Raw genomic sequence first — 26,592 nt, 5'->3', positions numbered from 1 at the left:
AATCAGATCAGCGGGGACGGCACGAAACCGGCAAGGCCGGCGTCCAGCCTGCGGGCGAGCGCGATCAGCCCCGCCTCGCCGCCCGGCGCGCCGACAAGCTGCACCGCCACCGGCATGCCATCGCCGTCCAGGCCGGCGGGAATGCTGATGGCGGGCAGGCCGGCGATATTGGCGAAGGCGGTGAAGGCCGATTGGGTAACGGGCGGGCGGCGGCTATGCGCGAAGGCGGCTTGCGGCGCGGTGGGCATCAGCAAGGCTCCGTCGCCAGCGATCGCGGCACGGACGCCCGCGCGGGTGCGTGCGATCACCCCTTCGGCCCTGGCGACATCGGCGGCGGGGACGCCGCCGGCATAATCCAGCATGAAGCGAAGCTCGTCCGACAGGCTTTCCGGCGCTTGGGCGCGCACGGGGCCGAGATGGTCGATCAGTTCCCGCGCCGCCACCACGAAGCCGGCGAAGCGGATGTCAGCGGCGCCGTCCTCGGGTGCGAATATCGCCTTCGGCATATCGGCCAGCAGCACGGCCGCGCGCTCATAGGCGGCAAGCACGGCGGGTTCGCACCCCAGGCCATCGAAGCTGTCGAGCAGCAGCAGGCGCGCGGGCGGAGGTGCGGCAGGCGCGGGATCGGCCAGCACCGCCAGCACCGCTTCCAGATCGTCGATCGATCGGGCGATCGGGCCGATGCTGTCGAGCCATTCGCTCAGCGGCACCAGCCCGGCGTCGGGGATCGCGCCATGCGTCGGCTTGATGCCGTAGACGCCGTTATAGGCGGCGGGAATCCGCACCGATCCCAGCGTATCGGTGCCGAGCGCCGCCACGCACAGGCCCGCCGCAACCGCCGCCCCGCTCCCGCCCGATGATCCGCCCGGCGTGTATCCGGCGCGATGCGGGTTCATCGTCCGGCCGAACCAGGGATTGTCCGTCGTCGCCCCCAGCGCCGCCTCATGCATGTTGAGCGTGCCCAGGACGATCGCGCCGGCCGCGCGCAGCCGGGCCACGGCGACGGCATCCTCATCCGCGATAATGCCGCGCCGCGCCGCCATGCCGGCATTCCATTCCAGCCCGCGGACGGCGATGTTCGATTTCACCGCAACCGGCACGCCTTCCAGCGGGAGCGCGCGTCCCGCTGCGATGCGCGCGCCGCTTTCCACGGCCGCGGCCCGCGCGCCCGCAATGTCGATCCCGACATAGGATCGGATTGCGGGATCGTGGGCATCGATCCGCGCCAGATAATGATCCACCACCTGAGCGGGCGTGACCTCATCCGCGCCATAGGCCGCACGCAGCCCGGCTATGTCGAGCTGGTGCAGCGGCGTCACAGCTTGCGCTCGTCGATCAGGCGGATCGGCTTCTGGCGGACATCGATCTGGGTGGCGGCGGCGGTTTCGCCCACGCCCACCAGGACCACCGAAACCTCCACGCCCAGCCCCTGGCGCAGCAGCCCCGCGATCTGGCCGTGATCGGTCCCGCCGCGGCTTTCCAGCGTCACACGCATATCGTCGCGCCCGGCTGCGTCGCGGCTGACATGGCAGACGAATTCGCCCGTCAGGTCCGGCCGGTTCTCGATCAGCGCGCCGATGGCGTGGGGGAAGACGTTGATGCCGCGCAGCTTCACCATATTGTCGCTGCGGCCCTTGAAGCCGGCGATGCGCTTGAACACCATGCCCGTCTGGTTCGCGCCCGAAAGCTCGTGCGTGATGTCATGCGTGTTGAAGCGGATGCAGGGCGCGATATCGTCCTTGAACAGGCAGGTGACGACCATGTCGCCGGTATCGCCCACGCCCACCGGCACGCCGCTGTCGACATCCAGCAGCTCCAGATATTGCGCGTCCTCCCACACATAGAGGCCGTCGCGTTCCGGGCCTTCGCCGGCGATCGATCCGGTATCGCCCACGCCATACCAGTCATAGGCCTTGGCCCCGCCCCACGCCTTTTCCACGCTGGCGCGATCCTCGGTGCCCAGATGCCCGCAGATCATCTTGATGTTGATGCGGTCCAGCAGCCCCTCGGCCTCAGCCGTCTCGGCAAGCTTGCGGATATAGTCGATGAAGCCGACCAGCACCGACACGTTGAAATCGGCCATCAGCCCGACCTGGTTGACCGATCGCGTCTCGATCCCCGTGCCGGCGGACAGGAAGATCGAGTTGGTGAAATGCGTCACCGCCTCGCGGATATAGTGGCCGCCGTTGATCATGCCGTGGCCGTAGACGGACTGCACGACATCGGACGGGCTCACGCCCTGCCAGCGATACATGCGGCCGACGAGTAGGTTGGTGATCTCCCGCCCCTTCGGGCCGAACAGCAGCGCCTGCGGCCGGCCGGTGGTGCCGGATGTGGTGTGGAAGATCACCGGCGCCCGATCCGGGGAAGTGCCGACACCGCCGAAATCCCCATAAGGCGGATGATCGGCGATCGACGCCATCAGATCGCTCTTGTCGTAGACGGGCAGGCTGGTGATGTCCTCCAGACTACGGATATCGCCGGCCTCGATGCCCTTCGCGCCCCACAGGCGCTGGTAGAAGGGGATTTCCCAGCCGCGCTTCATCAGCTTCAGGAAGCGCCGGTTCTGCAGGGCGTGCAGCTCGTCCCGGCTCATCGCGGTGTAGCGCGCGGTGAAGGCGTCGCCGACCGGATAGTCCTCCAGCATCTGCTTGGCATCGAAGGCTTCGAAATAGGTCGGGAAGGTCATGCTGGCTCCGGACGTGTGAAATAGGAAAGCGGGTCGGAAAAAAGGCGCGGATCGGGCTCGGCGCGCGCCAGTTCGCGGGCAAGGTCGCGCTTGGCGGCGGTCTGCCCGGCGCTCATCGCGGCTTCGGGGTGGCCCAGCGTATTGGGGATGGCGCGTTCGATGCGGGTGCCGTCGCGCAGGGTGATCGCCAGGCGCTGCGGCGACAGCGCGTTGAGATCGGGATTGTCGTCAACGGTGATCGCCAGCCGATCGGCCAGCGCCAGGATCGCGGGATCGGCAAAGGTGGCGGCGGTGAAGCGGCGCGGATCGATCCGTTCGTCCGTCAGCATCAGCGCCACCAGCAGCGGCAGGCAAAGCCGCGCATAAGCGGGTGTCATGTCCGGCTTCATCGGGCGGCCGACCAGCCGGGCGATCAGCGGCGGCACGAAGGCCTCGATGCGCTCGATCGAAACGGCGTCGATCGCCCCGTCGCGCATCAGCATGTCGATCGTCGCCAGAACGGCATGGCTGGCGCGGCCGGAAGGAAAGGGCTTGATCGAAACCTCGGCGATCCGCCAGGTCCGCCCCAGATCGCGCGCATAGGCCGCCGGATCGCCCTCGTCGAACAGGCGGAAATAGCCGAAGGGACCTTCCAGCGCGTCGTGCGGCCCGGTCAGGCCGGCCTTGACGAGATCGACGGCGGCAATGGCCGATCGCGCGGCGCCGGCGATCTGAAGCGGAAGGGCTATCGATCCTTCGACATGCGCCTGCATCGTGCCGGCGCATTGCGAATAAGCCAGGCCCAGCACGTCGGCCATATTCTCCACGCCCTCGATCCGGGCCACTGCCAGGGCCGATCCGATGCAGCCCGCCGTCGCCGGGCGGAAGAAGCGCAGCGGCGTTTCGGCCGCGAGGCCGAGGCCGCTCGCAATGTCGACGCCCACGGCCAGCGCGACGAGCGCCTCCTCCGGATCGCAGCCGCCGCGCCGGTCGATCGCGGCGAGAAGCGAGGCGGTGACGGTGGAAAGCGCGTGGACGACCGCCGGCTCATGCACCGCGTCCCATTCCAGGCAATGGATCTGGAAGGCGTTGACGAAGGCCGCGCCCACCGCCGGCAGCCGCGCATCGCGCGCGATGATGCGGGCATCCCCGCCCTGCCCCCAGCCGCTGGCGGCGGCGAACACGCCTTCCGTGCCCGGCGCAGTCGATCCGGCGGCGCCGGCCGCCAGCGTATCGCCCAGCAGATGAAGCGCCGCCGCGCGCGCAGGATCGGGAAGCCGATGCTCCGCGCACGCGAAATCCAGGATGCGGGCCGTGGCGCTCACAGCCAGCGATCCAGCAGATCGGTGATGTCGGACACGCGCCCCCCCTCCAGCGCGATGCCGATCGCCTCGTCGATCGCGCCCGCATCGATCCCGCCCCAGGCCATCAGCTCGCGCGCCTTGGCGATCACGCCGTCACGGTCCAGCGGCCGCTCCGGATCACCCAACGTATCGATCAGCGTCACCTCGCCGCCCGCGCTGGTGATCCGCGCACCGAAATGCGCGGGATAGGCCCCCGTCATGTCCGGCGCCTCGATCACCGACACGGCGGCGCGGGCATCGGCCAATGCCGCGATCGCATCCGGCTCGAAGTCCTGAAGGCGCGGAATGCCCCGCTCCATAACGATCGCCACGGCATGCTGGATCGAGAATTTCGCTTCCTGCACGGTGCGGGGCGTCGGCCGATCGCAGAAGACCAGCGCATCGCGATAAGTGGCCAGGGTGACCGGGCCGGAAAGGCCCCCTTCCGCCTTGAGGAGAAGCGCCGCATCGATCGCGGGGTGGGCGTGGCGGCAGGCGCCCCACGGCTTGAAGCTGACCTCGCCGATCCGCCAGGTATCGGCCAGCACGATCTCTCCGGGTGCGGCGCATGTCGCCGCGAACAGCCCCTGCGGGCCTTCCAGCACGTAACGCGGACCGGTGACGCCCGCCATCGCATAACGCGCCGCCGACGTTCCCGTGGCAACCGCATGGGCGAGGTGCCATTGCTTGGCCATCACCGGCTCGTGCCGCATCTGCCAGAGGCCGCCCGCAACCGACCCGGCCAGGCCGAGCGCGGCCACGGTCTGGCCGATGTCCGCACCCAGCCGGCTCGCGGCCGCCGCCGCCGCGCCGAAGCCGCCCGCCGTCGCCGTATTGTGCCAATGGGCATAATGGCGGCCATCGAACATCGCGCCGATGGTGATCATCGCTTCATAGCCGCGCACGGCGGCGTCCAGCGCATTTTCCAGCCCGTCGTCCACCGCATCCCCGCCGATGCCGAGCGCCGCCGGCCACGCCACCGGCCCCGGATGCAGGATCGCCGTGCGATGGACATCGTCCATCTCCAGCACATTGCCCAGCCATGCCGCCCTGTCGACCGGCCCCACGCCTGCCATGGCGGATTGTATCCGCGCGATTTCGGACGAGCGCGCGCCCGCGACGCAGCCCAGCCAGTCCAGCAGGTGGAGCCGGGCATTTGTCCGGACAATTTTCGGAACGGGGCGCCGCAGATGCTGTGCAAGCCGTTCGATTAGGCTATGATCGGCGGCGTTCACCGGCAAAGCTCCGGGACGTGACAAGTTGGAAGGGGAGTGAATTCTTGTCGGCGACGACTGAACAGGCCGCCGGTAGCAGTGGGCGCAAGCATCGCTACCAGGAACTTGCCGAAGATCTGCGCCAGGGAATATTGCGCGGCGACTTTCCCGATCCGGCGCAATTCCCAACCGAAAGCGTGCTCTGTGCGCGCTATGGGGTAAGCCGCTTCACCGTGCGGGAGGCCCTGCGCGCGTTGCAGAATGAAGGCCTGATCCAGCGCCGGCGCGGTTCCGGCACGGTGATCCAGCCGGCTTCCGCGCGCGGCGGCGCGCTGCACCAGCCTTTGTCCAACGTGGGCGAAATCCTGCAATATGCGCGTGACACCGAATTCCACTTCACGCCCAAGGGCATGGTGCCGCTGCCCAGGAAGCTGGCCGCGCATGCCGGCATGGCGCCGGGCGGCCGCTGGTATCATTTCCGCGGCCTGCGCACGAGCCGGGGCCTGAAGGAACCGATCGCGCTGACCGACGCCTATATCAGCCAGGACCTGGAAGCCGCCGCGCGCGAAATCCTGCCCAACGAGGCGATCTTCCGCCAGCTCGAGCAATTGTCCGGCGTCCGCATCGCCCGCGTCACGCAGGACATACAGGCCGTGCCCGCCAGCGGCCCCGTGGCCGCCGAGCTGGGCATCCCGCGCCGCAGCGCCTGCCTGCGCATCCTGCGCTGCTATCTGGACGCCAACGGCCGGGTGCTGGAACTTTCGCTCAGCCACCATCCCGGCAACCGCTTCGCCTATTCCATGCATATCGACGTCGACAAATAGATCAGCCATCGGCGCCCAGCTCCGGTGCGGGGCGAGGCGCCCAGGGGGCATCGCCGGCAAAGCGGATCGGCGGCGCGATATGGTGCGCGCCGCCCATCTCGACCACGAGCCCGCGTTCCGCGACATGCGGTTCGGCCAGGGCCTCGCGGAAATCGAGCACGGGCGAAAAAGCGACATCCTTGTCCGCGAACCAGGCGACCCACTGGTCGCGGCTGCGCGTGCGGAAGGTTTCTCGCAGGAAGGCGATCAGCGGCGCCTGCGCCTCGCCCGGCGCCTCGGCACCCAGCGCCACCAGATCGGGCCGGCCAAGCGCGTTCAGCAGGTTGGCGACGAACTTCAGTTCTCGCCCGCCCAGCACGACATGCCGTCCGTCCGCCGTTTCATAGACATTGTAGAAGGCCGCTCCGCCCAGCGACCGCTGGCTGTCCGATCGCGGCGGATCGCCCCCACCGATCGCCGCGCCGGCGATATGCGCGCACCAGGGGATCATCGCGTCGAACATGGCGATGTCGACATAATCGCCACGCCCCGTCCGATCCCGACCGATCAGCCCCATCAGCACCGCCGACAGCGCGGTCAGCCCGGCGGCCATGTCGGCGGACGGCGCCCCCGGCACCACCGGCATGCCATCCGGGCCGTCATTGACGGAAAGGAAGCCCGCCATCGCCTGCACCGCCATGTCGTGCGCGGGATGATGGGCCAGCGCGCCCTGCTGCCCGAAGGCGGAGATCGAGCAATAGACGATGCGCGGGTTTCGGGCGGAAACCGCATCATAGCCGAAACCCAGCCGGGCGGTCACGCCGGGGCGGAAGCCCTCGATGAACACGTCCGCATCAGCGATCAGCGCCCACAGCGCCTCGCGCCCGGCATCGGACTTGAGATCGAGCACGACGCTTTTCTTGCCCCGGTTGAGGTTGCGGAACCAGATCGACTGGCCCGCCTCGAACGGGGCCTGATCGCGGGCGGGATCGCCAGCGGCCGGCTCCACCTTGACGACCTCGGCCCCGTGATCCGCCATCATCACCGATAGCATCGGCCCCGGCAGGAACTGGGACAGATCGACGACCTTTATGCCCGATAGCTTGCCCATGCCTCAGATCACGCCTTTCGCCCGGAAGGCCGCGACTTCGGCGGCGGCATAGCCGGCCTCCGCCAGCACATCCTCGGTATCGCTGCCCAGCAGCGGCCCCGCGCGGTTCGGCAGGCGCTGGCCGTCGATCCGGATCGGATTGGCGAGCACGCGCATGTCGGCCCGGTCGGGATGGGCCACGGTATCGACCATGCCCGTCGTGCGGAGATACGGATTGTCCAGCGCCTGATCGAGCGAGAAGACCGGCGCCACCGGCATATGCCCGCCCAGCAGATCGACCCAGTGGGCGGTCGGCTGCCGTTCGAACACCGTATCCAGGATGGCGACGAGAGCATCCCTGTTTTCCAGCCGATCGGCGGGCTTCAGGAAACGCGGGTCCTCCGCCAGCTCGGGCAGGCCCAGCCGGTCGAGCAGCACCGTCCAGAATTTCGGGATCTGGGCCATCACGAACACCCAGCCGTCCGCCGTCCGGAACATCTGGCTCGGCGTCACGGAAGGATGCGCGGATCGCGACGTGCGGCCAGTCACGTCGCCCGCGTTCAGATACCACATCGCCGGATAGCTGGTCTGGTGGACGGCGGTGGACAGCAGGTCGACGTCCACGTCCCTGCCCTGCCCGCTGCGGCCGGCATCGAGCAGCGCCGCCAGCAGGCCGATCGCCATCATCGTGCCCGTCATGAAATCGACGATCGACAGGCCGAAGCGCGTGGGCAGCGCATCGGGCTCGCCGGTCATCGCCATGAAGCCGGCTTCCGCCTGCATCAGATAATCATAGCCCGGCCAGCGCGTGCGTTCGTTATCGCGCCCATAGGCCGAAAGATGCGCGCACACGATCGCCGGATTGGCTGCCTTCAGATGATCGTAGGTAAGGCCGATCTTCTCCGGCAGGTCGCCGCGCAGATTGTTGACCACCGCGTGCGACTGCGCCGCCAGCCGGTGGAGGATTTCCTTCCCCTCCGCCGTGTTGAGGTCCAGCGTCAGCGATCGCTTGTTGAGGTTGAAGCTCTGGAAGAACAGGCTTTCATTTTCGCGCAGGAAATGAGGCCCCACGGCACGCGCGCTGTCGCCCGAGCCCGGCTGCTCGATCTTGATGACCTCCGCGCCGAGCTGTGCCAGGAACATCGTGCCATAGGGTCCCGCCCCATATTGCTCGGCTGAAAGGATGCGGTATCCGGCCAGTGGAAGATGGGACGTCACACCGGGTTCCTCTTGATCCACTGCTTGGCGATGATCATGCGCTGCATCTCGTTGGTGCCCTCGCCGATGCACATCAGCAGCGCATCGCGATAGAAGCGCTCGATCTCATATTCCTTGGAATAGCTGTAGCCGCCGAAGATGCGCATGCCTTCCTCGGAATTGCGGACAGCCGCTTCGGAGGCGAAGAATTTTGCCATGCCGGCCTCCATGTCGCAGCGCTCGCCCCGGTCATAGGCCTGGGCGGCATTGGCCACGAGCAGGCGGGCCGCCTCGGCACGCGTCACCATCTCGCCCAGCTTGAGCTGGATCGCCTGGTGCTGGGCGATGGGCTTGCCCATCGTCTTGCGGACCTGCGCATATTCGGTGGCCAGCCGCAGCGCGCCCTCGGCCAGGCCCACGCCACGCGCGGCGACGTTGATGCGGCCCAGTTCCAGCCCGCCCGTCGCCTGGAAGAAGCCCTCGCCTTCCACGCCGCCAATCAGGTTTTCGGCCGGGATGCGATAATCCTCGAAAACCAGCTCGGCGCTGTCGATCGCCTTGTAGCCCAGCTTGTCGAACTTCTTGCCGACCTTGAAGCCTTCGCCCTTGGGGGCGATGAACAGGCTGATCCCCTTATAGCGGGGCTCTGCCTTGGGGTCGGTCTTCACCAGCAGCGCGAAGCAGCTACCCTGGATGCCGTTGGTGATCCAGGTCTTGGTGCCGTTGATGACATAATCGTCGCCGTCGCGCACTGCCGTGGTGCGGATGCCCTGCAGATCGGTGCCGGCATCCGGCTCCGTCAGGGCAAGGCCGCCGCGCACCTCGCCGCTGGCGAACAGCGGCAGCCATTTGCGCTTCTGCGCCTCGGTGCCGAAGCGCTCCACCGCCGCCGACATGATGAGGTGCGAATTGACGATGCCCGTGATCGCCATCCAGTAGGATGATATCCGGGTGATGATCTTGGCATAAGTGGTCGCCGGCAGGCCGAGACCGCCATATTCCTGGGAGATGGTGGCGCCGAAGAGCCCCATCTCCTTCATCTGCTCGACCAGTGCTGCCGGCCATATGTCGCCATGGTCGTGATGCATCACGACGGGGCGGACCTCGCGTTCTATCCAGCGATCGATCGCGTCGAGGAAGGCGGCTTCCTCGGCCGGATCGATATGCCTTTGGACGTGTTCGGACATGCCAGCGCCCCTCAATCGTCCATCGGACCGCAACCGCGCTTCCAGATCAGCATGGTGCGGTTGAAGGTGCAGACGATATCGCCGTGCTGGTTCTTGCCGGTCGTCTTGACGGTGACGACGCCCTGTTCGGGACGCGAGCTGGATTCGCGCTTCTCGATCACCTCGCTCTCGGCATAGAGCGTGTCGCCGGGGAACAGCGGCTTGGTCATCTTGATATTGTCCCAGCCCAGATTGGCGACGGCCTTCTGGCTGATGTCGGACACGCTCATGCCCACCATCAGGGCGACGGTGAAGGGCGAGCAGACCAGCGGCTTTTCGAACTCGGTCTTCTTGGCGAACTCATAATCGAAATGCGCCGGATGCGTGTTCATCGTCAGCAGCGTGAACCACACATTGTCCGTATCGGTGATGGTGCGTCCGGGCCGGTGTTCGTAGATATGGCCGACGACGAAGTCCTCGAAATAACGGCCGAAGGTTTCCCGGAAACGACCGGGGCTGACTTCCACTACACCCTCACGCATCATTCTTGCTCCGCATGTCCAAAATCCTTTGGTATCGCCGCATGATCGGTGCTTCGAGCATGCGGCCATTGAAACGAACGGCGGCGCCACCGGCCGCCTGAAAAGCGTCTTGCGCCTGCCTGGCCTCGGCCACTTCCTCGGCCGTCGGGCGCAGCACCGCGTTGATCGGATCGACCTGCGCGGGATGGATCGCCGCCTTGCCGGTGAAGCCCATCGCCTTGGCGGCGCGCGTCTCCTCGACAAGCCCCTGCTGGTCGTCGAGGCGGATGAACGGCACGTCGATCGCGGGAACGCCCGCCCCGGCGCAGCCCAGGATGAAGGCCCCGCGCGCCGCCTGCAGCGGCCCCCAGGCCAGATCCACGCCAAGTTCCGCCGCGAAATCGCCACCGCCGAACATCATCGCGGCAACGCCGGGCGCGCCGGCGATCGAACCTATCGCATCGAGGCCCCTCACGGTTTCGATCAGCGGCACGATGCCCGGCGCGCGGGCGCCGAGCACGGATCGGATGATCGCGATCTCGGCGGCGTTTTCCACCTTGGGCACGAACAGCAGGGACGGCAGGCGCGGGGCATCCGCCAGCGCCAGCAGATCCTCCAGCCCGGCCCGCGTCGTCATTCCGTTGATGCGCAGGACGAGGCGATCGGCCCCTTCCGCGATCGCGGCGATCGCGGCGGCGCGCGCCTCGCCCTTCCCGGATTCGGGAACGGCATCCTCAAGATCGATGCACACGACATCGGCGTCCGACGCCAGCGCCTTGCCGAAACGATCCGGCTTGCTGCCCGGAACGAACAGCATGGTGGATATGATGCCGATGGCGGTCAACGGTGTCTCCCTGTCAGGCCCTAAGAATTTGTCCGGACAACTTATAAGTCAAGCGCAAAAAGCCCGGCGCTCCCCCTGGCCTCAAAATGGCTTCACGGCACCGAGATAGGATGTGGCGATCAGCAGGGCATAAACGACGAAAACCCAGATGCGGGTGCGATCCATCGTCCGGCGGAGCGGCACCTCGGTCTCGTCGCTGGAACCTTCCTTCAGCAGGCGGCCGAGCTGCGGCCCCACCGGCTTGAAGGCGACGTCGATCATGATGGCGGCGGCAAAAATAAGGCCGAAAAGCAATGCCTTCATCGCCAGCCAGGTCTCGGCGAGGGGCGCGCCCTGCGCCAGCGACTGAACCCCCAGCCAGAGATAGCCGAGGGTGATCGCGTTCTTCAGCCAGAATTCGATTCGCCGGTTGCGCGCGGCGCGCGGCGTCATGTCGTGGAAATGCGCGTCCCACACCAGCCAGAGCCAGACCAGCCCCGCCGCCCAGGCGCCCGCCAGCAGCCACGCCGGCACCGCCCAATAGCCGCCCAGGGAAACCACGGAGAGCGAGACCGGCACCATCAGCGCCCAGGCCGTGCGCGGCGTCATATCGATCAGCACGAGGAGCTTGAGCAGCGCGATCCGCTGATCGAGCGTGTAGACGAAGCGCTTGCGGAAATGCTGCCCCGCCAGGAACACGCCCACGTCGCCGCCAAGCCACAGAACGAAGAGCAGAAGGTGGAAATAGACCAGGCTCGGATAGGCCAGATCGGCGACGCTCATAAAATTCTCCCGTTTGCCCCGCGATGGGTTGACACACCCGATCGTACATGAAAATTTGTCCGGACAAATCATAAAAAGAAGCCGCAGGTGGATACGCGACACCGGGTCATCAGGGAGATTGAAAATGAATCGCTTTCTGCTCGCCGCAACGACGGCGCTTACCGCTGGATTTGCAATTGCTCCGCTTCACGCACAGACCGCCGCGGCTGATGCGCAGGCCGCGACGGACGCATCGATGGGCGGGATCGACGACATCGTCGTCACCGCCCAGCGCCGCCAGGAAAGCGTTCAGAATGTGCCGATCGCGATTTCGGCCTTCTCGGGCGATCAGCTTCGCAACCAGGGCGTTTCGAACACGCTGGAACTGGGCCGTTTCGTCCCCAACCTGGTGTCGATGAACAATACCGGCATCGGGTCCGCCAACGCCTTCTACCTGCGCGGCCTCGGCAATACCGAAACCATCCCCACCTTCGATCCGCCGGTCGGCACCTATGTCGACGACATCTATCTCAGCCGCCAGAATGCGAACAATATCAACCTGTTCGATGTGGAGCGCGTGGAAGTGCTGCGCGGCCCGCAGGGCACGCTGTTCGGCCGCAACACCACGGGCGGCGCCGTCAGCGTCATCCTGAAGGAACCGGGCAAGGAATTCGGCGGCTTCGCCGAGGTCGGCTATGGCCGCTACAACAAGCGCGTGGCGCGCGCCTCGGTGGACGTGCCGCTGGCGGACAGCTTCGCGATCAAGATCAGCGGCTATTGGCAGAATGACGATGGCTATGTGAAGAACGTCACCACCGGCCAGCGCCTCAACGACGATGACGGCTGGGGCGTGCGCCTGGGCGTGCGCGGCGAGCTCAGCCCTTCGGCCCGCTGGACGAGCTCCTACGCCCATATCGTCGCCAATGGCGAGAATATCCTGAACTTCGATTGCAACCCGGCCGATCCCACAGACTGCAAGGGCCGGTTCGCCACGACGGGCATTCCCACGGGCAAAAGCTCCACGTCGTCGCCCTTCGCCTCGCTGCCGATCAGCGGGCGCAAGAAGAATTTCCTGATGGGGAATTACACGACGACCGATCTGATCACGTCCAACCTCGAATTCGACGTCGGCAAGGATCTCACGCTGAACCTGATCACTGGCTATGTCAGTCAAGATCAGCAATATGCGCTGGATTTCTATGACGGCCGCTCCGGCCCGTCGCTGTCCAATCCGGTGCCGCCGGTGATGGGCTATACCCGCGGCGGCTTCGCCATCCTCACGGACGGCCAGCACGAACAGTTCAGCCAGGAAGTGAAGCTCAACGGCAGCCTTGCGGATGGGCTGATCGACTTCGTCGGCGGCGCCTTCTACCTCGTGGAGAACAACCGCACCGATTTCGCCGACACCTTCACCCTGGCGCCGACGACCACGCTGGTGTTGGCCGATCGCCTGCTGCGCAACAAGACGGAAGCGCTCGCGGGCTACATGCAGGCGGATTTCAACGTCACCGACCAGCTCAAGCTGACGGCCGGCATCCGCTATACCGACGAGACCAAGACCTTCAGCCTGCACGACAACCGAGCGAGCTGCAACGACGGCACCGTCGAGGCGACCTGCATGGATACGCCCAACCTGATCGCACCTTCGGGCCTGCTGGTGCCGGACAAGCTGAAGGCCAAGCTGTGGACGCCGCGCTTTGCGGTGAACTACAAGGCGACGGACGACGTGCTGCTGTTCGCGTCGGCCACGCGCGGCTTCAAGTCGGGCGGCTGGAATGCGCGCGCCACCGCGACCAACGCCTTCCTCCCCTTCGGCCCCGAAAAGGTCTGGAGCTACGAAGCCGGCATCAAATCCGACTGGTTCGATCGCCGCGTCCGCGCCAACCTGACCTTCTTCTACACCGACGTCACCGATCTGCAGACGCCGTCCGCGCTCGTCGCGGCCAACGGATCGGCCACCTTCATCACCCGCAATTTCGCCGACATGCGGAACAAGGGCATTGAGGCCGAATTCGTGTTCGTGCCGGTGGAGAAGCTCAACCTCTACGTGAACGCCGGCTATCAGGACGCCAAATACAAGATCGATCGCAACGCGCCGGATCTCGACGAATATGGCATCCAGTCGGTCAATGCGCAGCAGCAGGCCTGCCTGGCCCTGCTGGCGGCGGGCAACATTCCCGGCGGCACCGGCACCACGGCGGCCTGCGGCGCGGGCATCGTCACGCCCGACGGCAAGATCGCCAAGCCCACCCGCACGCCGGAACTGACGCTGGCCTTCGGCGGCAATTACGAACTGGGCCTGGGCAATAGCGGGCTGACCCTGGTTCCTTCGATCAACGCCAGCTTCCGCACGAAGCAGGAAACCAACGCCGCCAACTACACCATCTACAGCGGCGAGATCACCGGCACCAACGGCACCTACCCGGCCAATCCCTACGAAGGGGATATCCTGACGGGTTCGCACGCCCCTTCGGCCTGGTTCATCAATGCCAGCCTCGCGCTGAACGGCGTGGACAAGAAGTGGCAGCTTTCCGTCTCGTGCACCAACTGCTTCAATGAGACGGCGGCGAACACCTCGCTCGTCAACACCCGCTACATCGACCAGCCGATGACGTGGATGGCGCGGGCCCGCTACAACTTCTGATCCGGCATCGCCGGCAATAAGGACGACGAACGCATGACGAGAGCCACAGGCGCGCGCTCGGAATTCAGGCTAGGCGCGAAACCGCTTGCGGCGGCGTTGATCGGGGTGGCGTGCGGCGCATCGCCGCTTCCGTTCAACGTGTTGCCGCTCGTCATGGGGCCGATCAGCGCGGAGTTCCATTGGGATTTCGCGGCGACCAGCGCGGGGGTGACCGTATTCGGCATCATCGCCGCGCTGCTCGCGCCCTTTTATGGCGGCCTTTCCGATCGCTTCGGGGTGCGGCCGGTGGTGCTGTGGTCGCTCCTGGCCTTCGCGGTGGTTTTCGCCTCCTTCTACTTCCTGCCGGCATCCAAGACGGGATATCTGCTGTTCTGGGCGGTGCTGGGCGCCATCGGCATCGGATCGACCCCCGTTACGTGGAGCCGGGCGATCAGCCTCTGGTTCAACCGGCATCGCGGGCTGGCGCTGGGCATCATGCTGCTCGGCACCAGCCTGGCGGCCATGGTGGTGCCCCAGATCGCCCAGGCGGCGATATCCCGCGGCGGCTGGCGCATGGCCTTTCCCGTGGTGGCGCTGCTGCCGCTATTGATCGCCATCCCCATCGCGCTGCTCTGGTTCCGCGAGCCGCGCGCCGACGAAAGGCCGGCGGGCATTGCCGATACCACGGGCGCCATCTTCGGCATCAGCCTGCGCGATGCCGTGCGTGGCCATCGCTTCTGGATCCTGTTTACCTCGATCCTCCTGACCGCCTTCGCTTATGGCGGCGCCCATATCCACATCGCGCAGATCGTCGGGCTCCACGGCTTCTCGGCGGAGGTCGCCGCCAGCGTGCTGGGCGTGGTCGCGGTCGGCATCCTGGTCGGCCGGCTTCTCGTCGGCTTCCTGTTCGATCGCTTCTGGGCGCCTGGCGTGGCCTTTCCGGCCCTGCTGCTGCCAGCCATCGCCTGCTGGCTGCTGATGGGCACCGATGCCGGCATGTCCCATGTGATCGTCGGCGGCTTCCTGCTGGGTTTCGCGGCCGGCACCGAATCCGATGTCATCGCCTATCTCGCCGCCAAATATTTCGGCATGGCGCATTATGGCCGCATCTATGGCGTGCTCTACATGCCCTTCGCGATCGGCTCGGCCATCTCCCCCATCATCTACGGCATGGTTCGCGATCGGACGGGCGGCTACGATCCCATGCTGATCGCCGCGATGGTGATGTTTGCCGCCGGCGGCGCGCTGCTGCCGCTGCTCGGCCGCTACCCCGATCCCCGGACATCAGGAAATGACTGACATGGCTACGCTGGCCCCGATCGACCAGACCGCGCTTTCCACGATTTCGGCGGCGGTGGGCGCGGCAGCGCTCGTCACCGACGAGGCCGAGCTGCGCTATTATTCGCAGGACGTCTACAGCAACGGGCCGACGGTGCTCGCCGTGTTCCGTCCGGCCGACAAGGCCATGCTGGCGCGCGGCATCGCCGCCGCCACGGCCGCCGGGGTGATGATCGTGCCCCGCGGCGGCGGCATGAGCTATACGGGCGGATACCTCGCCCCCGCGGCCGGCGCCCTGCTGATCGATACCGGATCGATGAACCGGGTGCTGGATATCAATGCGGAGGACATGACCGTCACGGTCGAGGCCGGCTGCACCTGGGACAAGCTGCATCGCACGTTGAAGCCGCACGGCCTGCGCGCGCTCGCCTGGGGCACGCTTTCCGGCATCAACGCCACGGTCGGCGGCGGCATGAGCCAGAATGGCGTGTTCTGGGGCGCCGGCGGCGGCACGGTCGTCGATGCCGCGCTCAGCTTCGAGGTGGTCCTGGCCGATGGCACGATGGTCAGCACCGGCAGCAGCTTCTTCCGGCCGTTCGGCCCCGATGTCACCGGCATCTTCGCGGCCGATTGCGGGGCGTTCGGGGTCAAGGCCACCGTCACGCTGAAGCTGGTACGCGAAGGCACGGCCTTCGCCTACGGCTCCTTCTCCTTCCCGGATGCCGCCGCTTTCTTCGGCGCGATGAGCGCGGTGGCGCGCGACGGCCTGGCATCCGAAAGCTTCGGCTTCGATCCCTATCTCCAGGCACAGCGGATGAAGCGCGAAAGCCTGACGAAGGACGCCAAGTCGCTGGTGAACATGATGAAGGCGCAAGGATCGGCGTGGAAGGCGCTGAAGGAAGGCGCCAAGGTCGTGGCCGCCGGCCGCTCCTTCCTCGATGACGTGCCCTTCTCGCTCCACCTGATCTGCGAGGGGCGCCATCAGTCCGCCGTCGAGGCAGACATGAAGGCGATCGAGGCGATCGCCGCCCGCCACGGCGGCAAGGCGATCGAAAACACCATCCCCAAGATCCTCCGCGCCAACCCCTTCCCACCGGTCAATTCCATGGTCGGCCCCGATGGCGAGCGCTGGGTGCCGGTGCACGGCTTCCTGCCGCACAGCCGGCTGGTGGAAGGCTGGAACCGCATCCAGGAGCTGTTCGATGCGAACAGGGCCGAAATGGAGGCCAACGGCGTCGCCGCCGGCGCCATGCTGGCCGCGGTCAGCCGGTCGACCTGCCTGATCGAGCCGGTTTTCTTCTGGCCCGATGCGCTGGAGGATATCCACTGCCGCTCGCTCGAGGCGGATCATCTCGCCAAGCTCAACCGCTTTCCGGCAAACGCGCAATCGCGCGCCCTCGTCGGCCGCCTCCGGGCGGAAATCGTCGCCATTTTCCGCGATCTGGAGGCGACGCACCTGCAGGTCGCCCGCACCTATCCCCTCGCCGCCGCCAGCGATCCGCGCGCGTGGGACATGCTGAAGGCGCTGAAGGCACTCGTCGATCCCAGGGGGTTGATGAACCCCGGCAGCCTGGGGCTCTAGGCCGATGACCGCCGCTCCCACGCCCCCGGCGCCCAAGCCCTATGCCGCGCTCGCGCTCCAGATCGCGGCGCGATCCGTGGAAAGGCAGCCCGATCGCGCGGCAGCCAGCACCCAGATGCTGGCGATGATCGCGGAAATCGGCGCCAAGCTCCGTTCCTCCGCCATCTTCATCCAGCAATATGGCGGCACGCCGGTGCGGCTGGCGGTGCTGCCCGAATATTTCCTGACGAGCTATCCGGGGCGGATATCCATTCCCGATTTCGCCGAGAAGGCGGCGCTCGACATGGACGGGCCGGAATATGCCGCGCTGGGGGAAATCGCATCGGCGCAGAATCTTCATCTCGCCGGCAACGCCTATGAACGCGATCCGAACTTTCCGGGGATCTATTTCCAGACGAGCTTCGTCATCGCGCCCGATGGCAGGGTGGCGCTGCGCTATCGCCGGCTGAACTCGATGTTCGCGCCGACGCCGCACGACGTCTGGTCAAAATATCTCGACATCTACGGGATCGATGGCGTGTTCCCGGTGGCGCACACCGAAATCGGCAACATCGCCGCGATCGCTTCGGAAGAGATCCTCTATCCGGAGATCGCGCGTGCCCACGCATTGCGCGGCGCCGAAATCTTCGTCCATTCCTCGTCCGAGATCGGATCGCCGCTGGCAACGCCCAAGCAGATCGCCAAGCGCGCCCGCGCCTTCGAAAACATCGCCTATGTCGTGTCCGCCAACACCGCCGGCATCGAAGGCACGACGATGCCGCTCGCCTCGGCCGACGGCAATTCCACCGTCATCGACTATAAGGGCAATCCGCTGTCGGAATCGAACAGCGGCGAAACCTTCACCGCCTTTGCCGATATCGATATCGCCGCCCTGCGCGCGCAGCGCCGCAAGCCGGGCATGACGAACTTCCTGGCCCGGCAGCGGCTGGATCTGTTCGCGCCCGTCTATGCGGCGGCCACGCACCAGCCGGCGAACAGCCTGATCGAACCGGACGGCACCGTCCGTCAGCCGGACCGCGATCATTTCCTGCGCGTTCAGGAGCAGGTGATCGAACGCCTATCCAAGGAGGGTCTGATATGAAGCAGGATGTGCCCCCGCCTTATACGGCCGTCGCGCGCCACGCCGTGTTCCCGGCACCGCGCCATGACGAGGCCGCCCGCTACAACTTCCTCACCGGCCTCAACAAATATCTGTCCGGAACGATCGGCGCCGGCAACAAGCTGGCCTATGACACGCGCGTCCTGCCCGCCTTCCGGGCCGAGCATGGCCGCGATCCCAGGGATCGGTTCGAAATCCGCCACGCGATGAACCGCGATCCGTGGCACCGCTTCTGGTCCGCCTGCAAGCGCAACTCCATGGAAATGCGCCAGCAGAACGGCCGCTCCATCACGCTGCGCCAGATCGACGAGCTGGCCGGCAAGGTCCGGCAGTTCAACGAAGGCCGCGATACGCTGGAACTCGATCCGGCGGTGAAGGTGCCGCGCTATCAGGATGCGGTCGACATCCACTGCATGCCGGGCTGCTACCATGGCGAGGAACGGCCGGGGGACATGTCGGCCGGCGCCAATTACGATAGCGGCCTCTTCGCCACCACCGGCGGCGGCCTGGGCGCCCTTTCCGACGGCGGCGGGCAGGCGCTGGTGGAATGGATACGCAAGGAACGGCCCGGCTGGACGCCGAAGCGCATCCTCGATCTGGGCTGCACCGTCGGGCACAATATCGTGCCGCTGGCGCTGGCCTTTCCCGAGGCGGAGGTGATCGCGATCGATACCGCCGCGCCGGTGCTCCGATATGGCCATGCCCGCGCGCAGGCGCTGGGGGCGACCAACCTGCGCTTCATCCAGATGGATGCGGAGCATATGGGCCGCTTCGCCGATGGCCATTTCGATTGGGTGCAAACGACCATGTATCTGCACGAGCTGTCCGGCAAGGCGCTGCCCGCGATCATCCGCGAAGGGGTGCGCGTGCTGGCGCCGGGCGGGCTGATGTTCCACCTCGAACAGCCGCAATATACCGATGACATGCCGCTCTACGAGCAGTTCATCCGCGACTGGGATGCCTTCAACAATAACGAGCCCTTCTGGTCGGCGATGCACGCCATGGACCTGAAGCAGATCATGGCGGATGCCGGCCTGCCGCTCGACTGCCAGTTCGTCACCGGCGTCCGCGCCGTGGTGGATCGCGACATATTCCCCCAGGCGCCCTCGGGCGAGCAGGAGGATCATGGCCGCGCGGCGGTGTGGAACGCCTATGGAGCCTGGAAACCGAAAGCATGAGTGACGACAGCATCGACTGGATCGCCCGCGCGGGCACCCGCGCCAAGGGCAAGCGCCCGGATTTCCTGGGCGATCCCACCTCCGAACGCATGCTTTCCATCCTCCTTGCCGTCGCTGGCGAGGTTTCCGTGCTGAAGGAACGGCTGGATACGGTGGAACGGCTGCTCGACGCCAAGGGCACGATCAGCCGCGCCGACATCGAAGGCTATAATCCGGATCGCGACGCGGCCTACGAACGCGCGGTGATGACCAAGGAATATATCGCGCGGATCATGCGCGGCGTGCAGCAGGAGATGGAAGCGATGCAGGTGCAGGAACGCCCCGTCGCCGATATCAGCGCCGATCTGAAGGACAATTGATGCAGCACCGCACGATCAGCGGCCACATCCGCTACACATCGAAGAAGCCCGAGATGCTGGATCGGGAGCGCGGCCGCGAATGGTTCAGCTTCACCCGCCATGGCGACGGCAGCACCATCTTCCGCGCCCGTTGCGAAATTGAGGAACCGGCGCCCACGGTGCTGCGCGACATCATCTACGCCCTCGATGCGGAAGGCCGGCCGCAGGACCTCCACATCCACCTCACCGTGGGGGACAGGTTCATGGGCTCGGGCTGGATGCATCATGTCCCCGGCGAACAGGGCGGCACTATCGAATGCGAAAGCTTCGGCCCCTCGATCGGCCGGCTTTCACAGGTGATGCCCTATGCCGGCACGATCGACGGCTTCGGCACGCACCCGATCGCCGGCGATGGCTACACCACCCGCTGCATGGATGTTTCGCGCGGGCCGCACCGGCGCAACATCCGCGTGTTCCTCCCTTCCCCCGATCATCGCGGCGCCACGCCGCCGATGATCGCCGAAGTCAATATCGGGCTGGAATATGTGGGCGACGAAACCGTAACCGTGCCGGCCGGCACCTTCGCCTGCCGCCATTTCCGCTTCGTCGACGATGAAGGGCCGGGCATGGGCGGCACCCAGCATCCCCATTATGACATGTGGGTCACGGCCGACGAGGATTCGATCTTCGTCCAGGGCGGCGTCGGCGGCTATATGCAGACCTGGTACGAACTGGTCGAATTACAGCGCTGACGATCCCGGCCGGGGACCGGGGCCGGAGAATCTATTTCAGCAGCTGATTCATCTCGATCAGCGTGCCGTCCGGATCGAAGAAGTTGCAGCCCTTCACCCGGATCGGCGGCGCGCCGTTGCGGCCGGGATAGACCTGCAGGCGGGACGGGGCCGTCATGGCGATCCCGGGCAGCTTCGCCGCCGCCGCGCAACGCCTCTCGACATCGTCGGTGTTCATGACGATGACGTGGCCGCCTATCCCCATGCGGCGGGGATAAGGCCCCGGATCGGCGAGCGGCGGATCGATCCACTGCATCAGCCCGATCCAGCCCACCCATGCATCATTGCCGTTGAGCAGCACGAGCCGCGCCCTGGCGCCCGGCTCGCCCGCGGGGAGCGCCACGCCCGATGTTTCTACCACGGTGTCGTAATTGACCTTGAGCCCCACGACATCGCGATAGAGGCGGAGCGAGGCATCGATATCGCGGACGATCAGCGTGACGCGGCGGATATCGGTGGGCACCGGCTGGACGGGCTTTTCGACGCCGGGGGACTGGGTGACGGGAGCGGCGGGTTGCGCCGCCAGCGCCAAGGCAAGCGCCAGGGCCTTAACCACTGAGCGCCTCTTCCGAATAAGCGGCCAGCGGCAGCGCCGCGCCCGATTGGCGGATCAGCGCCTGCTTGCGGAAGAAGCGCAGCAGGCCGCTATCGCCCATGCGCGAAGGGCCGATGCCGCTCGCGCCGAAGCTCGATTTCTCCGCTTCCCACACCAGCCCGGTCAGCGAACCGTCATTGATGGAAACGCCGCCTGCCCGGAGGCGCACGGCCACCGCCTCGGCCTCCTCCACGGTGCCGGCGATCACCGCCGCCGACAGGCCGAATATGCCGCTATTGGCATGCGTCACCGCCTCGTCCACGCTGTCGAACAGGGTAACGGGAATGACGGGGCCGAACGTCTCCTCGGCCATGATCGGCATGTCGGGCGTCACGTCCACCAGCACGGTCGGGCGCAGATATTTGCCGCCGTCCAGCGTTTCCACCTGTCCCCCCGCCAGCAGCTTCGCGCCCCTGGCCACGGCATCGTCGATCTGTGCCTGCACGATCTCCGCCTGCCGGGCGAAGATGAAGGGGCCGATATCGCCCGCATTCACGTCGGGATGATTGAGGCGCACCGCCTTCGCCCCATTCACCAGCGCCTCCAGGAAAGGCCCGGCAATCTCCCGCGCCACATAGACACGCTCGATCGACTGGCAAGCCTGGCCCGTGTTCAGCACCGATGCGCGCAGCGCCGTTTCCGCCGCCTTCACGGGATCGGCGCTGGCCAGCACCAGCATCGGATCCTTGCCGCCCAGTTCCAGGCTGGCCGGGATGAAGGCCCTCGCGGCCGCTTCGCCTACCTTGCGGCCCGTGGCGACCGATCCGGTGAAGGCGATGAAATCGACCTGGCCGATCAGCGCCGCCCCGGTTGCGCCATCGCCTTCGATCAGCGCCACCACGTCCGCCAGCTCCGGCACCTCGGCGATTGCCGCCGCCAGCGGACGCATGAAGCGCGGCGTCACTTCCGATGGCTTCACGATCACCGCGCAACCCGCCGCCAGCGCCGGGATGGCGTCGATAAGGGCCAGGGTCAGCGGGAAGTTCCACGGGCTGATGATGCCGATCAATTGATAGGGCACCAGCCTGGTCGAGGCGGTGATCGTCGGGATGGCCGTCTGCCGGTCGCTGATCTCGGCCCGCGCGATGATTCCGGGCGCACTGTCCGCCCAGCGCTGCAGCGCGCGGATCATCGCCTCCACCTCGATCTTCGATATGGCCGCGCGGCCGGTATCGGCGATCAGCGCGGCGGCCAGAGCCGTGCGATGCCGGCCGATCGCCTCGGCCAGGCGGTGCAGGACGGCCCCGCGCTCCCCGGCGGTTCGTGCCGCCCACGCCCCCTGCCCCGCCCGCAGCCGCGACGCGACCGTCGCGATCGCCGCCTCGTCCAGGGGCTCGATGCTGTAATCCGCCTCGCCGGTGCGCGGGTTGACGACGGCAAGGCTCATTGCTGGCTCTCCCAGGAGGAAATGATTTCGGCGCCGGTCGCAAACCACGCCTCGGGCCGCGCGGCGAGCCTCGCCAGCAGCCCCTCGAACGCGGCGATGCGATAGGGCAGCGCCATGATATAGGGGGTGATATGCAGCGGAAGGACGCGGGCATTGGCCGATCCCGCCTCCGCCGCCAGCCAGTCGAAGGCGTCTTCCATCTGCCGGGCATAGCTGTCGGCCGACTGCTGCTGCACGGTGATGATCTGCCGATCGGAAAGCTCGTGGTTGAGCGGCAGGTTGATGAGGCCGTTGGCGAAACGCCACGGCAGCTCGTCATTCACCCAATCGCACGTATAGGCGAGGCCCGCTTCCTTCAGCAGCTGGGGCGTGTTCCAGCTTTCCGATCGCGCGATCGAAAGCCAGCCGGTGGGCCGCCGGCCCGCCGCTGCCTCGAGCGATGCCAGCGATCGTTCGATCAGCGCCCGCTCGTCCTCTTCCGGAAGCCCGCTTGCGATCGTGCCGTTCATGTCGGTCGAATGGGCGATGATCTCATGGCCCCCGGCGACGATATCGACGATGATCTCCGGATAACGCTCGGCAATCGCGCCGTTGGTGGCGATCGACGCCCGCACGCCGGCTTTCGCAAAGGCATCGAGCAGGCGGTAGAAGCCCACCCGCGTGCCATATTCGCGCGCCGTATAATGGCGATAGTCCGGATAGGCCGTCTGCATATGGCCCGGCGCGCGGAACGGCATGTCCGAAGGGGTCATCGGGAACCATTCCAGGCTCACGCACAGCCATACCGCCACGCCCTTGTCGCCCGGCCAGCGCAAGGCCCCGCGATCGAAGATCGAGGACCAGGCGTAAAGGTCATGATCATATCCCTCGCGCCGCCTGGGATATTCGAGATAGGCGGGATCAAGCGCCACGGGCGGCCTCCGCATGATGATGTTCGTAATAATGGTCGGCGATCTCGCCGGCCCGCGCGATCCAGGCGCGGCCGTCCTCGGCGATATGGCGCAGCACATCGGCAAAGGGGCCGATCCGGTGGGGCTGGCCGATCAGATAGGCGTGCAGCGGAATGCACATCACCGTGCCCGATTCCGCGCCCTCCTCCGCCAGCCGCTCATATTGGCGGATCAGCGTGTCGGCATATTCGCGCGGGCTCATATTATAGACGAAGAAGCCGTAATGGTCGTTGACCTCCAGGCTGTAGGGGATGGAGATCAGCCGCCCCTGCTTCACCTTCACCGGCTGCGGCTGATCGTCGTGATAAAGGTCGCAGGTGTAATCCAGCCCATATTCGGCGATCAGGTCCAGCGTGCGCGGCGTGTGCGTCAGGGCCGGCGCCAGCCAACCGCGGATCGTCTGCCCCGTCGCCTCGCGCACGGTGCGGATCGAATCCTCGATGATCGCGCGCTCCTGCGCCTCGTCCATCCCATAGGCGTATCGGGTGTTGTAGATGCCGTGGCTGAAGAATTCCCAGCCGCGTTCATTGGCGTCCGCCACCACTTCGGGATGATGCTGGCATAGCGCCACCGACAGCGAAACCGATCCCGGGAAGCCGTATTTCGACATCGCCTCCGCCATCCGCCAATGGGATACGCGGTTGGAATGGTCGCGATGGGCATATCCCACCACATCGGGATGCGGCTTCGTCCAGCTCTTGCGCAGCGGATTGGCCGGCGGATCGATCTCATAATATTCCAGGTTCGGCGCCACCCACACGGCCACCGCCTTGCCGCCCGGCCACGCGATCCTCGGCCGTCCGCGATAGGGGACGAAATCATAGAGGCCGGGATCGGCCTTCTGCGCCTCGCTCATCGCCGCGCCTCCAGCCAGTCGATCACCACCTGCACGGGCTCGACATCCGCATATTTGAGCTGGAGATCGGTCAGGTTGGCGAAATGGTAGCTCTCATGCTTGTCCGCGCAGGTCTCGATCGGCACGATCGTGCGGAAGCCATAGGCCAGCGAATCCACCGCCGTCGCCCGCACGCAGCCCGATGTGCTGCCGCCCGTCACCACCACCGTATCCACGCGATGCCAGCGCAGATAGGAATTCAGCGGCGTCTCGAAGAAGGCCGAGGGCATCCGCTTGGTATATTGCAGGTCGTCGGGATCGATCTCGCAGCGCGGGTCGAAGGCGTGGCGTTCGCTGCCATATTTGATGTTCTGGAGCGAATCGGGCGTGTCCGTCCGCGTGCCCCACACGCCGGCATCGCCGCCGTCTTCCTTATAGCCCACCCGGCTCCAGATCACCGGCATGCCGCGGCTGCGCGCCAGCCGGGAAAGGGCGTTGGCATATTCGATCTGGCGGGGATCGGTTTCATAGGCGGTCTTGAACAGATCGGTGCGGGTGTAGGCCTGCTGGAAATCGACGTTCACGATCGCCAGCCTTTCCCCGAAACCGAACTTGGCACGGGCCGGATTCGCCATCACATCCTCGAAAATCTGGCGCGCGGTGCGTCCGTCGCAGACCATCTGGGTGCCGATCAGCGTCATCATGAAACTCCTGCGAAATCGTGATTCGCACACTAGTTTACGAAAAGGGCTTGTCGAGCGGAATTTGTCCGGACAAATTAGGCGCCATGACGATCACCCGCCATTTCATCAGGGTCGGCAACCGCCGGGTCCATTATCGCAAGGCCGGCTCCGGCCCTACGTTGCTGATGGTGCACCAGAGCCCGCGCAGCTCGGCCGAATATGAACCCCTGATGGAAAGATGGGGGCGCCATTTCACCTGTATCGCGCCCGATACGCCCGGCTTCGGCCAGTCCGATCCCCTGCCCGGCACGCCCGACATAGCCGACTTTTCGGCCGCCCTCGTCGAGCTGCTCGACGCGCTCGGCATCGAACGGACGGCGGCCTATGGCTTCCATTCGGGCGGCATCATCCTGATCGGCGCGGTGAAGCGCCATCCCGATCGCTTCACCGCGCTGGCGACGGGCGGCTATGCGGTTTGGACGCCCGAGGAGATGGTGATCTTCGACCGCGATTATCTCCCGCCCTTCCGGCCCAGCGCTTATGGCGAGCATCTGGCCTGGCTGTGGAACCGGATCATCGAGCAGACATGGTTCTTCCCATGGTTCGACGTGCGCGATGCCGCGCGGATCGGCGTGGCGCATGACGATCCCGTGAAGACGGACGCGGTCGTCCGCGACATGCTGGACAGCGGCGACGCCTATCGCGCCGGCTATGGCGCGGTCCTGCGCGCGCCGCGCGACATTCCGCCCGCCGACGCCAAGACCGTGCCCGTGCTGATCGCGGCCTATGACGGCGATCCGCTCCAGGCCCATATCGCCCGGCTTGGCGAGATGCCGCCGAGCTGGCGCGCCGAGGCCGTCGCCACGCCCGCCGACCTCGAAGACGCATGCCTCGCCCATCTCCGCGCGGCCGAGGCCCTGCCCTGCCCCGATCTCGCGGAAAGCCGCGACGGCGGCTTCGTCCATGTGGCCGGCACCGGCTTCGACGGGCTGATCCGCTGGCGCGGCGATCCCGCAGGCGCGCAGGTGCTGCTCCACGCGCCCGGCCGGGAAGCCGATCTGCTCGATATCGGCGACGCGCTGGGCATCGACCTGCCGGGCCACGGCCTGTCCGATGGCTGGCAGGAAGGTTTCACGCCCACGCTCGCCGATTGGGCCGCCATCGTTGCCGCCGCGATCGCCGCCATCGCGGAGGGCAGGCCCGCCATAATCGGCGAGGGCTTCTCCGCCCTCCTCGCCGCCGCCGTGGCGGCCCGCACGGGCGCCCATGGCTGGGGCGCCGTCGCCGCCCATATTCCGCTCCCCACCGCCACCGCACCGTGGATCGATCGGGCCATCCCCGATCAGGCGCCGGATCGCTTCGGCGCCTACCTCATCGCCGCATGGGGCGCCGTGCGCGCGGGCCATTTCTTCTGGCCGTGGTTCGAGGCCAGGGCCGCCAACGCCATCCCCTTCACGGCCGCCGATATCGCGCCCGATGCGCTCGCGGCGGAACATCGCGCCCTGATCCGGGCCCGCGCCGGCAAGGCGCTGCTCGCCACGCTCGCCACGGCCGATCGCGATGCGCTGGTGGCTGCCGCGCCGGCGATCATCGGCTGGGAAACCGCCGGCTGGGCGGGCGGGCGCAACGACATCTGGTCGCCACACGGTCTCTGAAAGGGAGGAAA

The 26,592-nt window shown here is 66.6% G+C and carries 24 protein-coding genes; 9 read left to right on the top strand and 15 right to left on the bottom strand.

Translation table 11 applies throughout. The features are described 5' to 3' along the window. Positions 1–2 precede the first annotated feature (2 nt). Genes G432_RS00545 through G432_RS00530 form a run of 4 tightly spaced genes read right to left on the bottom strand, consistent with a single transcriptional unit; the run spans position 3 to position 5,246 of the window. Positions 3–1,319, bottom strand: coding sequence for an amidase (locus G432_RS00545; RefSeq protein WP_015456853.1), 1,317 nt, complete (start codon positions 1,317–1,319; stop codon positions 3–5). Then, a complete protein-coding gene (locus G432_RS00540) occupies positions 1,316–2,689 on the bottom strand; it encodes a phenylacetate--CoA ligase family protein (RefSeq protein ID WP_015456852.1) in 1,374 nt (457 codons plus the stop codon). The genes G432_RS00545 and G432_RS00540 overlap by 4 nt, the downstream gene beginning before the upstream one ends. Next, entirely contained in the window at positions 2,686–3,993 is a 1,308-nt protein-coding gene (locus tag G432_RS00535; RefSeq protein ID WP_015456851.1) for an MmgE/PrpD family protein, read from the bottom strand. Before G432_RS00535 ends, G432_RS00540 begins: the two co-directional genes overlap by 4 nt. Beyond that, the gene (locus G432_RS00530) at positions 3,990–5,246 is read right to left on the bottom strand and encodes an MmgE/PrpD family protein (protein ID WP_236626825.1); all 1,257 of its coding nucleotides are present in this window, start codon (positions 5,244–5,246) and stop codon (positions 3,990–3,992) included. Before G432_RS00530 ends, G432_RS00535 begins: the two co-directional genes overlap by 4 nt. A 44-nt stretch (positions 5,247–5,290) precedes the next feature. Between G432_RS00530 and G432_RS00525 the strand changes: the two genes are divergently transcribed. Beyond that, on the top strand, positions 5,291–6,049 hold the full coding sequence (locus tag G432_RS00525; RefSeq protein WP_084653491.1) for a GntR family transcriptional regulator: 759 nt from the start codon (positions 5,291–5,293) through the stop codon (positions 6,047–6,049). A 1-nt stretch (position 6,050) separates the two neighbouring features. Here G432_RS00525 and G432_RS00520 read toward each other — a convergent pair whose 3' ends face one another. The 6 genes from G432_RS00520 to G432_RS00495 form a co-directional block, all read right to left on the bottom strand. Next, positions 6,051–7,139, bottom strand: coding sequence for a CaiB/BaiF CoA transferase family protein (locus G432_RS00520; RefSeq protein ID WP_015456848.1), 1,089 nt, complete (start codon positions 7,137–7,139; stop codon positions 6,051–6,053). A gap of 3 nt (positions 7,140–7,142) precedes the next feature. Further along, positions 7,143–8,336, bottom strand: a complete 1,194-nt coding sequence (locus G432_RS00515) for a CaiB/BaiF CoA transferase family protein (RefSeq protein WP_015456847.1) — start codon at positions 8,334–8,336, stop codon at positions 7,143–7,145. Continuing rightward, the gene (locus G432_RS00510) at positions 8,333–9,502 is read right to left on the bottom strand and encodes an acyl-CoA dehydrogenase family protein (protein ID WP_015456846.1); all 1,170 of its coding nucleotides are present in this window, start codon (positions 9,500–9,502) and stop codon (positions 8,333–8,335) included. Before G432_RS00510 ends, G432_RS00515 begins: the two co-directional genes overlap by 4 nt. 11 nt (positions 9,503–9,513) lie before the next feature. Beyond that, a complete protein-coding gene (locus G432_RS00505) occupies positions 9,514–10,026 on the bottom strand; it encodes a MaoC family dehydratase (RefSeq protein ID WP_236626824.1) in 513 nt (170 codons plus the stop codon). Then, the gene (locus G432_RS00500; RefSeq protein WP_015456844.1) at positions 10,016–10,846 is read right to left on the bottom strand and encodes an HpcH/HpaI aldolase/citrate lyase family protein; all 831 of its coding nucleotides are present in this window, start codon (positions 10,844–10,846) and stop codon (positions 10,016–10,018) included. The genes G432_RS00505 and G432_RS00500 overlap by 11 nt, the downstream gene beginning before the upstream one ends. An 81-nt stretch (positions 10,847–10,927) precedes the next feature. Further along, the gene (locus G432_RS00495; RefSeq protein ID WP_015456843.1) at positions 10,928–11,608 is read right to left on the bottom strand and encodes a hypothetical protein; all 681 of its coding nucleotides are present in this window, start codon (positions 11,606–11,608) and stop codon (positions 10,928–10,930) included. A 124-nt stretch (positions 11,609–11,732) separates the two neighbouring features. On the opposite strand from G432_RS00495, the gene G432_RS00490 reads away from it, so the two are divergent. Genes G432_RS00490 through G432_RS00460 form a run of 7 tightly spaced genes read left to right on the top strand, consistent with a single transcriptional unit; the run spans position 11,733 to position 20,437 of the window. Continuing rightward, positions 11,733–14,231, top strand: coding sequence for a TonB-dependent receptor (locus tag G432_RS00490; protein ID WP_015456842.1), 2,499 nt, complete (start codon positions 11,733–11,735; stop codon positions 14,229–14,231). 33 nt (positions 14,232–14,264) lie between these two features. After that, the gene (locus tag G432_RS00485) at positions 14,265–15,509 is read left to right on the top strand and encodes an MFS transporter (RefSeq protein ID WP_144061957.1); all 1,245 of its coding nucleotides are present in this window, start codon (positions 14,265–14,267) and stop codon (positions 15,507–15,509) included. A gap of 1 nt (position 15,510) precedes the next feature. Next, positions 15,511–17,070: an FAD-binding oxidoreductase gene (locus G432_RS00480; RefSeq protein WP_015456840.1), complete on the top strand. Its 1,560-nt coding sequence runs from the start codon at positions 15,511–15,513 to the stop codon at positions 17,068–17,070. Between the two features lie 4 nt (positions 17,071–17,074). Continuing rightward, a complete protein-coding gene (locus tag G432_RS00475; RefSeq protein WP_015456839.1) occupies positions 17,075–18,151 on the top strand; it encodes a nitrilase-related carbon-nitrogen hydrolase in 1,077 nt (358 codons plus the stop codon). Continuing rightward, complete coding sequence (locus tag G432_RS00470; protein ID WP_015456838.1) at positions 18,148–19,347, top strand: class I SAM-dependent methyltransferase; 1,200 nt, start codon at positions 18,148–18,150, stop codon at positions 19,345–19,347. The genes G432_RS00475 and G432_RS00470 overlap by 4 nt, the downstream gene beginning before the upstream one ends. After that, a complete protein-coding gene (locus tag G432_RS00465; RefSeq protein ID WP_041864740.1) occupies positions 19,344–19,706 on the top strand; it encodes a hypothetical protein in 363 nt (120 codons plus the stop codon). Before G432_RS00470 ends, G432_RS00465 begins: the two co-directional genes overlap by 4 nt. Further along, positions 19,706–20,437 (top strand): hypothetical protein, encoded by a 732-nt coding sequence (locus G432_RS00460; protein ID WP_015456836.1) that lies wholly within the window; start codon positions 19,706–19,708, stop codon positions 20,435–20,437. Before G432_RS00465 ends, G432_RS00460 begins: the two co-directional genes overlap by 1 nt. A 31-nt stretch (positions 20,438–20,468) precedes the next feature. Here the strand turns inward: G432_RS00460 and G432_RS00455 are convergent, their stop codons facing one another. Genes G432_RS00455 through G432_RS00435 form a run of 5 tightly spaced genes read right to left on the bottom strand, consistent with a single transcriptional unit; the run spans position 20,469 to position 24,944 of the window. Next, entirely contained in the window at positions 20,469–21,032 is a 564-nt protein-coding gene (locus G432_RS00455) for a VOC family protein (protein WP_015456835.1), read from the bottom strand. Beyond that, positions 21,025–22,458 carry an aldehyde dehydrogenase family protein gene (locus G432_RS00450; protein ID WP_015456834.1) on the bottom strand — a complete coding sequence of 478 codons (1,434 nt, stop codon included), beginning with the start codon at positions 22,456–22,458 and terminating at the stop codon, positions 21,025–21,027. The genes G432_RS00455 and G432_RS00450 overlap by 8 nt, the downstream gene beginning before the upstream one ends. Further along, entirely contained in the window at positions 22,455–23,369 is a 915-nt protein-coding gene (locus tag G432_RS00445) for a polysaccharide deacetylase family protein (protein WP_015456833.1), read from the bottom strand. The genes G432_RS00450 and G432_RS00445 overlap by 4 nt, the downstream gene beginning before the upstream one ends. After that, the gene (locus G432_RS00440; protein WP_015456832.1) at positions 23,359–24,264 is read right to left on the bottom strand and encodes a polysaccharide deacetylase family protein; all 906 of its coding nucleotides are present in this window, start codon (positions 24,262–24,264) and stop codon (positions 23,359–23,361) included. Before G432_RS00440 ends, G432_RS00445 begins: the two co-directional genes overlap by 11 nt. Beyond that, on the bottom strand, positions 24,261–24,944 hold the full coding sequence (locus G432_RS00435; protein WP_015456831.1) for an isochorismatase family protein: 684 nt from the start codon (positions 24,942–24,944) through the stop codon (positions 24,261–24,263). Before G432_RS00435 ends, G432_RS00440 begins: the two co-directional genes overlap by 4 nt. 86 nt (positions 24,945–25,030) lie before the next feature. Here G432_RS00435 and G432_RS00430 point away from each other — a divergent pair, with 86 nt between their 5' ends. Next, positions 25,031–26,581: an alpha/beta hydrolase gene (locus G432_RS00430; protein WP_015456830.1), complete on the top strand. Its 1,551-nt coding sequence runs from the start codon at positions 25,031–25,033 to the stop codon at positions 26,579–26,581. The last annotated feature ends 11 nt before the right edge of the window (positions 26,582–26,592 follow it).

It is taken from the genome of Sphingomonas sp. MM-1 (assembly GCF_000347675.2).
GTDB lineage: Bacteria > Pseudomonadota > Alphaproteobacteria > Sphingomonadales > Sphingomonadaceae > Sphingomonas_E > Sphingomonas_E fennica.
The sequence above is the reverse complement of the archived record's forward strand: the minus strand, read 5'-3'. Positions and strand labels throughout refer to the sequence as shown.

Bases quoted from the DNA above. Each gene is read 5' to 3' on its own strand.
- G432_RS00540 (WP_015456852.1), bottom strand. From the start codon at position 2,689: ATGACCTTCCCGACCTATTTCGAAGCCTTCGATGCCAAGCAGATGCTG.
- G432_RS00520 (WP_015456848.1), bottom strand. From the start codon at position 7,139: ATGGGCAAGCTATCGGGCATAAAGGTCGTCGATCTGTCCCAGTTCCTG.
- G432_RS00510 (WP_015456846.1), bottom strand. From the start codon at position 9,502: ATGTCCGAACACGTCCAAAGGCATATCGATCCGGCCGAGGAAGCCGCC.
- G432_RS00505 (WP_236626824.1), bottom strand. From the start codon at position 10,026: ATGATGCGTGAGGGTGTAGTGGAAGTCAGCCCCGGTCGTTTCCGGGAA.
- G432_RS00495 (WP_015456843.1), bottom strand. From the start codon at position 11,608: ATGAGCGTCGCCGATCTGGCCTATCCGAGCCTGGTCTATTTCCACCTT.
- G432_RS00490 (WP_015456842.1), top strand. From the start codon at position 11,733: ATGAATCGCTTTCTGCTCGCCGCAACGACGGCGCTTACCGCTGGATTT.
- G432_RS00485 (WP_144061957.1), top strand. From the start codon at position 14,265: ATGACGAGAGCCACAGGCGCGCGCTCGGAATTCAGGCTAGGCGCGAAA.
- G432_RS00480 (WP_015456840.1), top strand. From the start codon at position 15,511: ATGGCTACGCTGGCCCCGATCGACCAGACCGCGCTTTCCACGATTTCG.
- G432_RS00475 (WP_015456839.1), top strand. From the start codon at position 17,075: ATGACCGCCGCTCCCACGCCCCCGGCGCCCAAGCCCTATGCCGCGCTC.
- G432_RS00470 (WP_015456838.1), top strand. From the start codon at position 18,148: ATGAAGCAGGATGTGCCCCCGCCTTATACGGCCGTCGCGCGCCACGCC.
- G432_RS00465 (WP_041864740.1), top strand. From the start codon at position 19,344: ATGAGTGACGACAGCATCGACTGGATCGCCCGCGCGGGCACCCGCGCC.
- G432_RS00460 (WP_015456836.1), top strand. From the start codon at position 19,706: ATGCAGCACCGCACGATCAGCGGCCACATCCGCTACACATCGAAGAAG.
- G432_RS00450 (WP_015456834.1), bottom strand. From the start codon at position 22,458: ATGAGCCTTGCCGTCGTCAACCCGCGCACCGGCGAGGCGGATTACAGC.
- G432_RS00440 (WP_015456832.1), bottom strand. From the start codon at position 24,264: ATGAGCGAGGCGCAGAAGGCCGATCCCGGCCTCTATGATTTCGTCCCC.
- G432_RS00435 (WP_015456831.1), bottom strand. From the start codon at position 24,944: ATGACGCTGATCGGCACCCAGATGGTCTGCGACGGACGCACCGCGCGC.
- G432_RS00430 (WP_015456830.1), top strand. From the start codon at position 25,031: ATGACGATCACCCGCCATTTCATCAGGGTCGGCAACCGCCGGGTCCAT.